This is a genomic window from Salmonella sp. GDC200615 (assembly GCF_050574145.1).
GTDB lineage: Bacteria > Pseudomonadota > Gammaproteobacteria > Enterobacterales > Enterobacteriaceae > Salmonella > Salmonella enterica.
Map to the genome: position 1 here is coordinate 4,521,836 of NZ_CP192247.1, position 12,939 is coordinate 4,534,774.

12 protein-coding genes and 2 pseudogenes are annotated in these 12,939 nt (G+C 53.0%); 2 read left to right on the plus strand and 12 right to left on the minus strand.

Annotated elements, in window-relative coordinates; translation table 11 throughout:
* Nucleotides 1–21: 21 nt before the first annotated feature.
* From ACQ29O_RS21930 to cpxP, 8 genes and pseudogenes are all read right to left on the minus strand, one after another.
* Nucleotides 22–1,062, minus strand: a complete 1,041-nt coding sequence (locus ACQ29O_RS21930) for an ADP-ribosylglycohydrolase family protein (RefSeq protein WP_000557882.1) — start codon at nt 1,060–1,062, stop codon at nt 22–24.
* A gap of 9 nt (nt 1,063–1,071) precedes the next feature.
* Nucleotides 1,072–2,031: pseudogene (locus tag ACQ29O_RS21935) on the minus strand (aminoimidazole riboside kinase).
* 10 nt (nt 2,032–2,041) lie between these two features.
* A complete protein-coding gene (locus ACQ29O_RS21940) occupies nt 2,042–3,376 on the minus strand; it encodes an MFS transporter (RefSeq protein WP_000777306.1) in 1,335 nt (444 codons plus the stop codon).
* A 263-nt stretch (nt 3,377–3,639) separates the two neighbouring features.
* The gene (locus ACQ29O_RS21945) at nt 3,640–4,395 is read right to left on the minus strand and encodes a CDP-diacylglycerol diphosphatase (RefSeq protein WP_000750762.1); all 756 of its coding nucleotides are present in this window, start codon (nt 4,393–4,395) and stop codon (nt 3,640–3,642) included.
* A gap of 100 nt (nt 4,396–4,495) precedes the next feature.
* Nucleotides 4,496–5,484 (minus strand): annotated as a pseudogene (locus ACQ29O_RS21950) (sulfate ABC transporter substrate-binding protein).
* A 203-nt stretch (nt 5,485–5,687) separates the two neighbouring features.
* Entirely contained in the window at nt 5,688–6,650 is a 963-nt protein-coding gene (gene pfkA, locus ACQ29O_RS21955; protein WP_000591793.1) for a 6-phosphofructokinase, read from the minus strand.
* Nucleotides 6,651–6,834: 184 nt separating this feature from the next.
* Nucleotides 6,835–7,737, minus strand: a complete 903-nt coding sequence (fieF, locus tag ACQ29O_RS21960) for a CDF family cation-efflux transporter FieF (RefSeq protein WP_001077320.1) — start codon at nt 7,735–7,737, stop codon at nt 6,835–6,837.
* A 147-nt stretch (nt 7,738–7,884) separates the two neighbouring features.
* Nucleotides 7,885–8,385, minus strand: coding sequence for a cell-envelope stress modulator CpxP (gene cpxP, locus ACQ29O_RS21965; RefSeq protein ID WP_020937220.1), 501 nt, complete (start codon nt 8,383–8,385; stop codon nt 7,885–7,887).
* Nucleotides 8,386–8,535: 150 nt separating this feature from the next.
* Here cpxP and cpxR point away from each other — a divergent pair, with 150 nt between their 5' ends.
* Both cpxR and cpxA read left to right on the plus strand, forming a co-directional pair.
* Nucleotides 8,536–9,234 carry an envelope stress response regulator transcription factor CpxR gene (cpxR, locus tag ACQ29O_RS21970; RefSeq protein WP_001033731.1) on the plus strand — a complete coding sequence of 233 codons (699 nt, stop codon included), beginning with the start codon at nt 8,536–8,538 and terminating at the stop codon, nt 9,232–9,234.
* Nucleotides 9,231–10,604 (plus strand): envelope stress sensor histidine kinase CpxA, encoded by a 1,374-nt coding sequence (gene cpxA / locus ACQ29O_RS21975; RefSeq protein WP_000580402.1) that lies wholly within the window; start codon nt 9,231–9,233, stop codon nt 10,602–10,604. The genes cpxR and cpxA overlap by 4 nt, the downstream gene beginning before the upstream one ends.
* Before the next feature lie 47 nt (nt 10,605–10,651).
* On the opposite strand, the gene ACQ29O_RS21980 is transcribed toward cpxA, so the two are convergent.
* The 4 genes from ACQ29O_RS21980 to sodA all read right to left on the minus strand — a co-directional run bounded on the left by ACQ29O_RS21980 (nt 10,652) and on the right by sodA (nt 12,762).
* Nucleotides 10,652–10,855 (minus strand): hypothetical protein, encoded by a 204-nt coding sequence (locus tag ACQ29O_RS21980; RefSeq protein WP_000338671.1) that lies wholly within the window; start codon nt 10,853–10,855, stop codon nt 10,652–10,654.
* A gap of 120 nt (nt 10,856–10,975) precedes the next feature.
* Nucleotides 10,976–11,371, minus strand: coding sequence for a nuclear transport factor 2 family protein (locus tag ACQ29O_RS21985; protein ID WP_000133442.1), 396 nt, complete (start codon nt 11,369–11,371; stop codon nt 10,976–10,978).
* Nucleotides 11,372–11,382: 11 nt separating this feature from the next.
* Nucleotides 11,383–12,072: a 6-hydroxyaminopurine reductase gene (gene yiiM / locus ACQ29O_RS21990; protein WP_000559218.1), complete on the minus strand. Its 690-nt coding sequence runs from the start codon at nt 12,070–12,072 to the stop codon at nt 11,383–11,385.
* A gap of 69 nt (nt 12,073–12,141) precedes the next feature.
* Nucleotides 12,142–12,762 carry a superoxide dismutase [Mn] gene (gene sodA / locus ACQ29O_RS21995; RefSeq protein ID WP_000122629.1) on the minus strand — a complete coding sequence of 207 codons (621 nt, stop codon included), beginning with the start codon at nt 12,760–12,762 and terminating at the stop codon, nt 12,142–12,144.
* Nucleotides 12,763–12,939: the final 177 nt, after the last annotated feature.

Below are 12,939 nucleotides of genomic sequence, written 5' to 3' on the forward strand. Positions count from 1 at the left end.
GTCCCCGGCAGGGTGAAGTCGCTACCCTGCGATTTGCCTGGCCAGTTCTGCCAAATCGAAATGATTCATACGATCCAAAGTCGTTAAATAATCGGCGGGAAAAGCCTCCACGCCATGGAATGCGCCGGAAATCGCCCCGACCATGGTGGCGACAGTATCAGTATCATTGCCGATATTAACGCCGGAGATAATAGCATCTACGGCAGAATTCGGACAACACGCGAACAGGCCAAAGGCCGCCGGCACCGCTTCACTCACGTGCAGCCCGGAGCCAATAATATCAGCAAGTTCCACCACCGCCGTTTCCCAATGGCGATGACGTTTACCGATATCTACGGCCAGTTCAATGCGTCGGGCAACGGAAGGACCTGCCACCATCATCGCCCCTTGCTCCTGCGCCAGCAGATAGCCCCTTTGCGCACCGTAAATACCGGCGGCAATAATGCTGTCTGCATTGGTCTGCGCTCTTAACGCCTCGCTGGTTGCCGCCGCCATCGCCGCTGCGCCGGACATCGCCAACACGTTATTATGCGTAAAACGGCAAATCTGCAGCGCGCAGTCAATCGCCGCGTCAATATCACCCGGGTGCAGCACCGCCGCTGGCCAAATCTTCATGGCGGCGCCGTTCGTTGCCTCCGCGTTACCCTTATTAATAATCTGTACCGACTGTTTCTCGCCTTCCAGCTCACCCTGTAAAGAGGCGCGGTTATCATTGAATATTGCCTTCATTGCCGCACGCGTCGTCGGGCCGGTAAAGTTGGCGTAGTACGGGTAATCCAGCCACTGCTGAAAAGCCTCGCGCATCGCCTCGTCGCTGACCTGGCGTTGATGGCGCAGCAGCGCATCCATGATGTACTTCGCCTGAATAAAATCATCCGTGCACATCCCCGCTTCGTTGCAGCGGCCAAACGTGTCCGCTGGCGGTTTTTGAAAGGTCGTCACCCAGCCGCCAAAATAGTCTTTTATTTGCTGCTGGGTGCGTACTTCCGTCGCGGCTCCCATCGCGTCCGCGGCGGCGGCGCCCACCAGGCATCCCAGTATTTTGTTTTGATCAACGTGCATGATGACTCCTTATTTCACGGTCATGGCTTGTGCCAGCGAATGGCTGGAAAGAAAAGTGTTTAGCTGGTCGGGAAACGGTAAAGCGGTCATTGCGCCCTTTGCCGTTACCGCCATGGCGCCGCAGGCGTTGGCATTGCTGATAGCCTCCGCCAGCAGGGCATGGTTCCAGCAATTTGCGCGGGAAAGGGTGAACAGCAGGCCGCCGACAAAAGCATCGCCTGCCCCAGTGGTATCGACGACATCGACGCGTGGTGCGGGAAAATGGAACTCCCCCTCGGCGGTAATCAACAGCGCGCCATCGGCCCCCAGCGAAATGATCGTGGTGTCACAGCCTAGATCGCGCAGGTAATAACGCGCATCCTGCCAGTGACTGGCCCCGCTGAGCTGGCACAGCTCATCTGCCGAGACTTTGCAGATAGAAGCCAGTGCGGCGGACCGGGCGATCAGGTCAGGGATTTCATCGGTATTGCGCCACATCTTGCTGCGTAAGTTGACGTCGAATAACACGTAGCCACCGGCTTCTCGCATGCGTCTCGCCCCTTCCAGACATGCTTCGCGAGCGGGACTGTCGGTGAGGCCAATTGAACTGAAGTAAAACCATTCGTACTGCCTGAACGGCGGCAGGTCCTGCGGCGAAACGTAGATATCAGCCCCCGGATGTACCAGATAGGTAAAGCTGCGCTCCCCATCAGCCGTCAGGTTGACGATCAGCACCGCGCTGGTCAGGGCCGGATCCATGCGTAGAAACGTGACATCCACGCCGTTATCCTGAAAAACCTAGCGCAGGAAGCGACCGGCGTCATCGTCGCCAAGACAGCCAATAAAACCGCACTCTCCGCCCAGCCTGGCAACGCATACCCCCACGTTCGCCGACGCTCCGCCGGGGCATTTCAGATAGCTGTTCTGTTTTTCCGGCACCAGATCAACGGAGGCATCGCCGATAACCCAAACCTTATTCATGGCCTTCATTTGCGCCTCCTTATGCCTGTTTCTGCGCCAGGGCGAGCTGAATATCACGATAATATTCGTTGTTAATCAGATACTTTTTCATAAGCAGCCCAACCGCAAGGTGGAACAGAGCAGGAATGAGCGTCATCATCAGCGCAATACCGGTGAGCGAACGTGCGGTCTGTTCAACATCGGCCTGATAGCCAAAGTGGCTCAGCAGGAATCCGAGTATCCCGCCCGCGATCCCCATCCCAAACTTCTGGAAGAAGAGGATGCCGCCAAACGCCAACCCGGAAACGCGCAGACCGGTTTTCTTTTCTCCGTAATCCACCGCTTCGGCGATAGAGGACCAGAACACCGGCATTTGCATATCGCAGAAGAAATTAATAAGAAAATAGAACGCAAACGCCAGGATAAGATTTTCACGCCCGACGGAGAAATACATCAGCGCGCTCAGGATAAAGGTAATAATCTGGGTGTAGCGGAACATCTTAATTTTGTCCCAGAACTTGGTTATCCAGGTGGTAGCGATCATCGCTAAAATAGAGGCAACGACGCCGGTAGTCAGGAAGGGTGAAATCAGACTATCTCCGCCGTTCAGATAATACTTGGCGTAATAAGCGGCAACGGAACCGCGAATAACATAACCGCACATCAGCAGCAGAATAACAACGCCGAGAATAATCCACTGATCGTTGCGTAACAGATATTTAAACTGTTTCCCCACCGATAACGACGTAATTTCCGGCTCGCTGCGTTCACGCGTGGTAAGAAAACAGAAGATAAACAGCAAGGCGCCCATCGCCCCCATCAGCCCCATCGAAAACTGGTAACCCAGCGCCTTGTTGCCCTGCCCCAGCCAGACGGCAAGCATCGGTACGACGATAGTCACCAGGAAAGCGGCAATCTTGGTCATCACAAAACGATAGCCGTTGGCGCTTAACCGTTCGACGGGGTCGCTGGTAATGACGCCAATCATCGAAATATAGGGAATGGTGATCGCAGTATAGACCAGGGTCATAAGAATATAGGTGCCATAGGCCCACGCCAGCTTGGCCATATAAGCCATGTCAGGCGTAATAAACATCAAATACACGGCGAAACCAAAAGGAATAGCAAACCACAGCAGCCACGGGCGATAACGCCCCCAGCGCGTGTTCAGTTTATCGGTAAGAACCCCCATGGCCGGATCGATAATGGCATCAATCATCCGCACAACCACAAACAGTACGCCAACATCAGCGGCGCTCAGGCCGTAGATATCGGTATAGAAATAGGCGAGGAGCAGCTGCATGGCGATAATCGCAACGTTTATCGCCATATCTCCCGCGCCGAAGCCGATTTTTTCCACAATAGAAAGTTTCATGTTGATATTCCTTTACGCTTAGCAGCACAAATCTGGTGAACAATTAATGATGTCACTACATGAAATAAAAACGTTTTTATATAAGCCATCCACCAGACAATCTATGGAGGCTATGAAGAGAGTGTAACGAACCATCAAAAGATATAAAGGTATACCTTTATATCTTTTGATCGGTTTCACATATTTTTATAGACACGATCTTACCCCAGTTTTAAACCGGGATAAGAATCAATAAGATAATGAGCAGGGGGGTGTAACGAAAATCAGCGGGAAGACAAAATGGCGCAACTATGGTCCTGAATCTCTTCCGCCGATGCGCGATTAAGCGTCAGCAGGTTACGCTCGGTCGCCAGCAGGACAAAAGAGTCGTCGCTTTGGCGTACCACCGCCAGCGCATAGCGTCCCATATGATCGCGCGCTTCCGGCACCTCTTCCGCCAGCATCATAAACGGACTACGCTGCGCCAGTTCGCTCTCAGTTACCCGGCGCGCCAGGTATTCATGCCCCATCAGGCCACCCGGCAGCGGAAGCCAGCGAGTGCTGATGCGCGTGAGATCGTTATCCAGTTGTTCCCGAACGTCAGGACGGATGCAAGAAATATGGATATGCAAATGGTCCTGTGAACGACCAAGCCGCGAATTAATCGCCAGCGAGACCGCGCTATCCGGAATATCATGCCCGTATTTTTTACTCATATAGCCGCGAGCCTGCCAGGCCAGCCAGAAAAAGTTGGGCGTAGCGGGTTCCAGCAATAGCGGGCTTTCTGTACCGTTGATACGGTAGGTGGGCATCAATAAATATTGCAACGGACCGTGACGATCTTTAAAGACGACATAGCCGGCGCGAGGTTTGACTTCCGCGCAAGGCGCTGGGTTTTGATGCTGTAACTGATCGGGCAGGCATTGTTCAAGCACGATTTCCCGTAATGCATCAGGATTGCCGGAAAATTTCCAGTAACCGACGCCCGCCGCGGCGACAATCACTATCACCGCCAGTAAAAAGTAGCCTGTTTTTTTCATGATATGCGTTCCCTGTGACCCATAGACGGGGAAGAGTAACGCAAAATTGTGGCAAAGAAAAAACCCGGTAACATAATACGTTACCGGGTTTATAAACGGTTTAGCGTTTGCTAATTTGGTCGAACGTACCGCCATTAGCGAAGTGATCTTTTTGCGCCTTCGCCCAGCCGCCAAACACCTCGTCAATGGTGAATAGCTTCAGCTTCGGAAACGCATCGTCGTATTTTTCGCCACGTCAGCATCGCGCGGACGGTAGAAGTTTTTCGCTGCTATCTCCTGCCCTTCCGGCGAGTAGAGATACTTCAGATACGCTTCCGCCACCGCATTCGTCCCTTTCTTCTCAACGACTTTATCCACCACGGACACGGTCGGCTCTGCGAGAATAGATTCACTCGGGGTCACTATCTCGAATTTATCTTTACCCAGTTCATTCGTCGCCAGTAGCGCTTCGTTTTCCCAGGCAATCAGCACATCACCGATACCGCGTTCAACGAAAGTATTGGTTGAGCCGCGCGCGCCGGAGTCCAGCACTTCAACGTTTTTAAACAGGGCTTTGACAAAGTCCTGCGCTTTGGCCTGATCGTTATTGTTGTGGTGCAGGGCGTAGCCCCATGCCGCCAGATAGTTCCAGCGTGCGCCGCCGGAGCTTTTCGGGTTTGGCGTAATCACCGACACACCGGGTTTAATCAGATCATTCCAGTCATGAATTTGTTTTGGATTGCCTTTGCGGACCAGGAAAACGATGGTGGAGGTGTAAGGTGCTGAGTTATCCGGCAGACGCTTGATCCAGTTTTTATCGATACGACCACGTTCCGCAATAGCGTCCACATCGTAAGCCAGCGCCAGCGTCACGACATCGGCTTCAATGCCGTTAATAACGGAAGTCGCCTGTTTACCCGAACCGCCGTGCGATTGACGGATCACGACGTTGTCGCCGGTTTCCTGCTTCCAGTGCGCGCTAAACGCTTTGTTGTACTGCTCGTACAGCTCACGCGTTGGATCGTATGATACGTTAAGTAACTGAATATCCTTTGCCAGAATGCTGGTTGACGCCAGCAATAATGTGAACCCCACGCCCCACTTTTTCATCGCCCGACTCGCTTATGTTGTGTTGTGATGAGCAAAGCGTGCCAGAAAGAGATCCAAACATTAAAGAATAAAAAAAGATTGGCTATAACTTCGAGGAATAAATCTGAGGGATTGCCGGATGGCGGCTAGCGCCTAATCCGGCCTACACGTTTCTGCAACCTGTAGGCCTGATAAGCGTAGCGCCATCAGGCGCGCAAAAACAATCAGTACAGTTTTTTCGCGCACTCCATCCAGTCGCTTTTGAACGGACGCTTCATGTTTTCAATCGCATCGATGATGTCATGATGAACAAGCTGCTCGTTCTGGATACCGACACAACGACCGCCATGGCCTTCCAGCAGCAGGTCAATAGCATACGCGCCCATACGGGAAGCCAGAATGCGATCGTAAGGTACCGGGGAACCACCGCGCTGAATGTGGCCGAGCACCGTCGCACGCGTCTCACGGCCCGTTTCTTTTTCAATAAAGTGCGCCAGTTCGTCAACATCGCACATATGCTCAGTAATAGCGACGATAGCGTGTTTTTTCCCTTTCGCGATCCCGGCTTTGATTTCGGCCACCAGATCTTCGCGATTAAATTCAACTTCCGGCACCACGATAAACTCACAGCCGCCAGCAATAGCCGCCGCCAACGTCAGGTCGCCGCAATAACGGCCCATCACCTCAACGATAGAGATACGCTGGTGAGAAGAGGAGGTGTCACGCAGACGGTCAATCGCTTCCACTACAGTGCCGAGAGCAGTGAAATAGCCGATAGTGTAGTCGGTGCCTTTGATGTCGTTATCGATAGTGCCTGGCAGACCGATGCACGGGAAGCCCATTTCAGTCAGACGTTTTGCACCCATATAAGAACCGTCGCCGCCAATAACTACCAGCGCATCGATACCGCGTTTTTTCAGGTTTTCGATCGCGACAGCGCGAATATTTTCGTCACGGAATTCCGGGAAACGGGCAGAACCGAGGAAAGTACCGCCACGGTTGATCATGTCAGATACGCTGTAACGGTCAAGCTGAACCATACGATCTTCATACAGGCCCAGATAGCCGTCATAAATGCCCATGACTTCCAGCCCTTCCGTCAACGCTGCGCGCACAACACCGCGGATTGCCGCGTTCATGCCCGGCGCATCACCGCCGCTTGTCAACACACCGATTTTCTTAATCATGACTACCTCTGAACTTTGGAATGCAAAATGAAATCTATTGCCGGAAGCCGATTTCGCACTTCGAAACGATCCAACGAATATACAGATAGTATAACAATCCCTTCCTGCTGAATTGATTCAGGTCAGGCCAAATGGCGGTAATTTATACACAAAATGCTGGCCTGGCTCACTTTTTAACAATCAATTATACAAGCTCGAACTTCCTGCCTTCCCTGGGAACGACTGAACAGGGATCCTGATGAATAATGACATCTGAACCCGGAAAACGCTGTAAAATCGCCTGCTCTACCTGGTCAGCCACAAAATGCGCCTGAACGAGCGGCAGATTATCTTCCATTTCCAAATGAATCTGAATAAAGCGAGTCGGCCCTGACTGCCGCGTGCGGAGATCGTGCGCGCCGCTGACTCCCGGCCATGACGTCACGATATCAATAATTTCCTGTCGTTCCGCATCGGGCAGCGCGCGATCCAATAATGACTGCACCGCCTCATACCCCATACGCAACGCGCTATACAAAATATAGATGCCGATACCTAACGCAAACAGGGCATCCGCACGATGCCAACCGTACCAGGATAACCCCAGCGCGATAAGAATCGCTCCGTTCATCATAACATCAGACTGATAATGAAGCATATCCGCCCGTACCGCCTGACTTTGGGTCTTGCGTACCACCCAGCGCTGAAACGTGACCAGTATAATAGTGCATATCAGAGCGATGACGGTAACGCCAATCCCCACGCCGGGGTCGTTCATTGGCGTCGGCTTAATCAGATTCTGAATACTGGTCAAAAACAGAAACAACGCCGAACCGGAAATAAACATACTTTGCGCCAGCGCCGCCAGCGACTCCGCTTTACCGTGCCCAAACGTGTGTTCATCATCTGCGGGTTGCAGCGAATAACGCACGACCAACAAATTCGTCAATGACGCGGCAATATCCACCAGCGAGTCCACCAACGCCGCCAGAATACTCACCGATCCCGTATACCACCACGCAAAAATTTTGATCAAAAGTAACGCTGATGCCATCGCTGTTGCCGCGATAGCCGCCCGGCTAACCAGCCGTCCATAGGTTTGATTCATAAATACTCCCGCTATCTTCTGCCGGTAGTATAACGGATGGTTTAAAACAGTAAGCTAATAACAGAATGACAAACTGGAGATAAAAAAAACCCCCACATCATGTGGGGGAAGACAGGGATGGTGTCTATGGCAAGGAAAACAGGGTTGTTACTGGGGACGTGAGTTGCTACTACTCAATAATTTCAACGATGAACTTTTTTGCCATTGCGCCACGTCGCGCAGTTGCTCCATTCGTTGCTGATGCTTTTCATTCAAAACCGCTTGCTGCTCCGGCGTTAACAGGCGATACATCTGGTTACGCACGCGGGCCATTTCGACCTGGCGGGCAACCTGCTCTTGCGCCATTTTTTCTGCCTGAGCGCGCACAGCGCTTTCATCAAATTTTTCTGCGGTGACAAGCCGATGCATTGTCTCCATTTCGCTAACATTAACAGGAGGCTGTTCGTGCCTTGCCTGTTGCATAAGATCTCGCATCTGCTGACGCTGATGTTCGGTTAAACTTATGCCGTCAAACATATGATTTTGCGCGCTACGCTGCGTGGCCCCGTCACCGGGGTGCCAGTTATCGCTTGTAACAACTTCAGCTGCGTGGCTTAAAAAACTGAATGCCAGCGTTGAGGCCATAACAGCAGCGGTAACTTTGCGCATCGCTTGCTCCCAAAATCTTTTCTGTCGCGATTCAACGAGAGACAGTTTACGATTCGGGCTGCAAACATGCGTCAGGGGGTGTAAAACAACGTAAAGTCATGGATTAGCGACGCCTGATGACGTAATTTCTGCCTCGGAGGTACGTAAACAATGAATAAAATCCTGTTAGTTGATGATGACCGAGAGCTGACTTCCCTGTTAAAAGAGCTCCTCGAAATGGAAGGTTTTAATGTCCTGGTGGCCCACGACGGCGAGCAGGCGCTTGAGCTTTTGGATGACAGCATCGATTTACTTTTGCTTGACGTCATGATGCCGAAGAAAAACGGTATCGATACGTTGAAAGCGCTTCGCCAGACACACCAGACGCCTGTCATTATGCTGACCGCGCGCGGCAGCGAGCTGGATCGCGTTCTCGGCCTTGAGCTGGGCGCGGACGACTATTTGCCCAAACCGTTTAACGACCGCGAGCTGGTAGCGCGCATCAGGGCTATTTTGCGCCGTTCCCACTGGAGCGAACAGCAGCAGAGCAGCGACAACGGCTCGCCGACGCTGGAAGTCGATGCGCTAAGCCTTAATCCGGGTCGCCAGGAAGCCAGTTTCGATGGCCAAACGCTGGAGCTGACCGGTACGGAATTCACCCTGCTCTATTTGCTGGCGCAACACCTCGGCCAGGTGGTTTCCCGTGAACATTTAAGCCAGGAAGTGCTGGGTAAGCGCCTGACGCCGTTCGATCGCGCCATTGATATGCATATTTCTAACCTGCGCCGCAAACTGCCGGAACGCAAAGACGGTCACCCGTGGTTTAAAACATTGCGTGGTCGCGGCTATCTGATGGTTTCCGCTTCATGATAGGAAGTTTAACCGCGCGCATCTTCGCCATCTTCTGGTTGACGCTGGCGCTGGTGCTAATGCTGGTACTGATGTTGCCCAAGCTCGATTCACGCCAGATGACCGAGCTGCTGGACAGCGAACAGCGCCAGGGATTGATGATAGAGCAACATGTAGAAGCTGAACTTGCGAACGATCCGCCCAACGACCTGATGTGGTGGCGTCGCCTGTTCCGCGCGATCGATAAGTGGGCGCCGCCTGGACAGCGGTTATTACTGGTGACCTCTGAAGGACGCGTGATCGGCGCTGAACGCAGCGAAATGCAGATCATTCGTAACTTCATTGGTCAGGCGGATAACGCCGATCATCCGCAGAAGAAAAAATATGGCCGCGTAGAGATGGTGGGGCCGTTCTCCGTTCGTGACGGAGAGGATAATTACCAGCTTTACCTGATTCGACCGGCCAGCAGTTCGCAATCCGATTTTATTAATCTGCTGTTTGACCGCCCGCTCCTGTTGCTCATTGTCACGATGCTGGTCAGTTCGCCGCTCTTGCTATGGCTGGCATGGAGTCTGGCGAAACCGGCGCGTAAGTTGAAAAACGCGGCTGATGAAGTGGCGCAAGGCAACCTGCGTCAGCATCCGGAGCTGGAGGCGGGTCCGCAGGAGTTCCTCGCCGCTGGCGCCAGTTTTAACCAGATGGTGACGGCGCTGGAACGGATGATGACCTCGCAGCAGCGTTTGCTGTCAGACATCTCCCATGAGCTGCGAACGCCCCTTACGCGCCTGCAACTGGGTACCGCGCTGCTGCGTCGTCGTGGCGGCGAAAGCAAAGAGCTGGAGCGTATTGAAACCGAAGCGCAGCGTCTGGACAGCATGATCAATGACCTGCTGGTGATGTCGCGTAACCAACAGAAAAATGCGCTGGTCAGCGAAACGATGAAAGCCAATCAGCTATGGGGCGAAGTGCTGGATAACGCCGCCTTTGAAGCCGAACAGATGGGCAAGTCGTTAACGGTAAATTATCCGCCGGGGCCGTGGCCGCTCTATGGCAACCCAAACGCGCTGGAAAGCGCGCTGGAAAATATAGTTCGTAATGCGCTGCGCTATTCACATACGAAGATTGAAGTCGGCTTCTCGGTGGATAAAGACGGTATTACGATCACGGTCGATGACGACGGGCCGGGCGTCAGCCCTGAAGACCGCGAGCAGATCTTCCGTCCGTTCTATCGCACTGATGAGGCGCGCGACCGCGAGTCTGGCGGCACCGGGCTGGGGCTGGCGATTGTCGAAAGCGCCATGCAGCAGCACCGCGGCTGGGTGAAGGCTGACGATAGCCCGCTGGGTGGGTTGCGGCTTACGCTGTGGCTACCGCTGTACAAGCGAACCTAATGTTATTCATGGCTCGGTAATACTTTCTCTTACCGAGCCTTAACCATTTAAAGCGTATCGAGGATGCTGTCCAATTCATCACCATTCACGCCATACTTTTCCGTTATGAACTTAAACTGTTGATACAACTCAGCTAAAAAATCCTCATCCAGAGACCGCTCCCAAAGCTCCTCGATAGATTTGAGGTGATACTCTTCGAATAAGATGTGCTTAACTTCTTCCGTACAAGCCTCGAGAATATGTGCGTCCATAATTTACATATCTTTTGTGAATAATTAATAGGTTACCAGCGGAATAAGGCAAACGCCGTCATCCGGCAATGTACACCTGACAGCCTGACGGCGCTACGCTTATTCGGCCTACGCACCACGCTATCGGGAGATTTCCGGCGCTAAAATCCACTCGGCGCTGTCATTCCACACGTCCATCCGGGTAATTTTGCCATCGCGCACTTCGAAGCGGTCGATAAAGCGGTTATCGGCAAACGGGCGACCGTCGGGCCATTCGCCATACAACGTACCGTTGGAATAAATCACAACGTAATCATCATGCTGCACCGCATCAAACTCGCCCAGCGCCTTCTTCACCCACTTGTAGCGAGCGCCGTTAAACTGCGCGATATCTGCCGCGCCCGCCATCGCCCGGCCTCCGGTGAAGGTAATTTTCACCTCCGGGTGCATATACGTTGCGGCGCGTTCAGCATCGGGAATCATCGAGGCCACCAAAAATTCTTTTACGATCGCCACCGCATTTTCAGCTTCAGTCATAACCCTTCCTTTCATTTTGGCGGAGTTTTATCCCCCCACAGTCGTCTGGCGCTATCTTCAATTTTGCCGCTCAAACGACGCTTTTGCATGGTGCGGCTCCAGCTCGCCGACAGCCCGGCGGCGCTCAACAGCCGGTGATATTGTTCGTCATCAAACGGCATAGACCAGGCGATAACACCCGCTTCATGAACCGAGACATCGCTCAGACGCGACGCCAGCTCCAGCGGCGCATCGCTGGAGACCTTACCAGGCGCAATGACCCGATACAGCCAGCCGGTTTTTCCGCTGTTCTGCATAAGGAGGGCCATGTCGCTGATGGCAAAATGGAAATTAAGTTTAAAGCATGGAGAGCGCGGCTGAGTGACCTGGATCAACACCTCGCCCCAGCGGTAGATGTCGCCAATAAACACGTTGTGTTCGGTCATTCCGTCCGTCGACAGATTCTCGCCAAACGCCGGGGCGCAAAACAGCGTCGCCTGCTCGGGGAACTGGCGAATCCAATCAGCATAGTGTTCGCGGGGGTAATGGCATAGCGCGCGGTCGGGGCCGCCGTGGATTTTCTTTTCGGCCTGCTCATCGCCTGCCAGACCCAGCTCGGTCAGCATAAGTTCGCCATCGGCCTGCACTTTGGCGATAGCGCTCGGGCGGCTGCCGTCATAGTCACGAATTTTGCCAATAAACACGTCAACCGGATAATGCATCTGCTGCTCCTTACGCGGATACAAAAAAAGCGAGTCATCAGACTCGCTTCTACAGTCGTGCAATGCAAATTATTTTTTAGCGGCGAAACGCGCTGCTGCTTCGTCCCAGTTCACCACGTTCCAGAACTCTTTGATGTAGTCCGGGCGGCGGTTCTGGAATTTCAGGTAGTAAGCGTGTTCCCACACGTCCAGACCCAGGATCGGGAAGCCGGAAGCGCCGGAAATGGCTTCACCCATCAGCGGGGAATCCTGGTTTGCGGTAGAAACCACAGCCAGTTTGTCGCCTTTCAGCACCAGCCACGCCCAGCCGGAGCCGAAACGGGTTGCTGCTGCTTTTTCGAATTCAGCTTTGAAGTTGTCAACGGAACCGAAGTCACGCTCGATAGCCGCTTTCAGATCGCCCTGCAGGGTGGTGCCTTTTTTCAGGCCTTTCCAGAAGAAGCTGTGGTTAGCGTGGCCGCCCGCGTTATTACGCAGCACGGTTTTTTTGTCCGCTGGCACCTGGTCCAGTTTAGTAATCAGTTCTTCAACCGGCAGGTCAGCAAACTCTGGCAAGTTTTCCAGCGCCGCGTTAGCGTTGTTGACATAGGTTTGATGGTGTTTGGTGTGGTGAATCTCCATCGTCTGCTTATCGAAGTGCGGTTCCAGTGCATCATAAGCGTACGGCAGGGATGGCAGTGTATAACTCATAATCATCTCCATTATTGTCGAGCGGCACAGTGTTAACGCCGCGTAAGCAGTTGGTTCATTATAGTTAATTAAATGATATTGAAAATGATTATCAATGCCGTACTTTTTCCAGGGTTATAAACGTTACGGCATCCGCTGAAAAAAATCGTTTTTTACGCCTCCAACCGAAACCGCCTG

Excerpts from the sequence above, each read along its gene's own strand:
- ACQ29O_RS21930 (WP_000557882.1), bottom strand. The coding sequence starts at position 1,062 with ATGCACGTTGATCAAAACAAAATACTGGGATGCCTGGTGGGCGCCGCC.
- ACQ29O_RS21940 (WP_000777306.1), bottom strand. The coding sequence starts at position 3,376 with ATGAAACTTTCTATTGTGGAAAAAATCGGCTTCGGCGCGGGAGATATG.
- ACQ29O_RS21945 (WP_000750762.1), bottom strand. The coding sequence starts at position 4,395 with ATGAAAAAAACAGGCTACTTTTTACTGGCGGTGATAGTGATTGTCGCC.
- pfkA (WP_000591793.1), bottom strand. The coding sequence starts at position 6,650 with ATGATTAAGAAAATCGGTGTGTTGACAAGCGGCGGTGATGCGCCGGGC.
- fieF (WP_001077320.1), bottom strand. The coding sequence starts at position 7,737 with ATGAATCAAACCTATGGACGGCTGGTTAGCCGGGCGGCTATCGCGGCA.
- cpxP (WP_020937220.1), bottom strand. The coding sequence starts at position 8,385 with ATGCGCAAAGTTACCGCTGCTGTTATGGCCTCAACGCTGGCATTCAGT.
- cpxR (WP_001033731.1), top strand. The coding sequence starts at position 8,536 with ATGAATAAAATCCTGTTAGTTGATGATGACCGAGAGCTGACTTCCCTG.
- cpxA (WP_000580402.1), top strand. The coding sequence starts at position 9,231 with ATGATAGGAAGTTTAACCGCGCGCATCTTCGCCATCTTCTGGTTGACG.
- ACQ29O_RS21980 (WP_000338671.1), bottom strand. The coding sequence starts at position 10,855 with ATGGACGCACATATTCTCGAGGCTTGTACGGAAGAAGTTAAGCACATC.
- ACQ29O_RS21985 (WP_000133442.1), bottom strand. The coding sequence starts at position 11,371 with ATGACTGAAGCTGAAAATGCGGTGGCGATCGTAAAAGAATTTTTGGTG.
- yiiM (WP_000559218.1), bottom strand. The coding sequence starts at position 12,072 with ATGCATTATCCGGTTGACGTGTTTATTGGCAAAATTCGTGACTATGAC.
- sodA (WP_000122629.1), bottom strand. The coding sequence starts at position 12,762 with ATGAGTTATACACTGCCATCCCTGCCGTACGCTTATGATGCACTGGAA.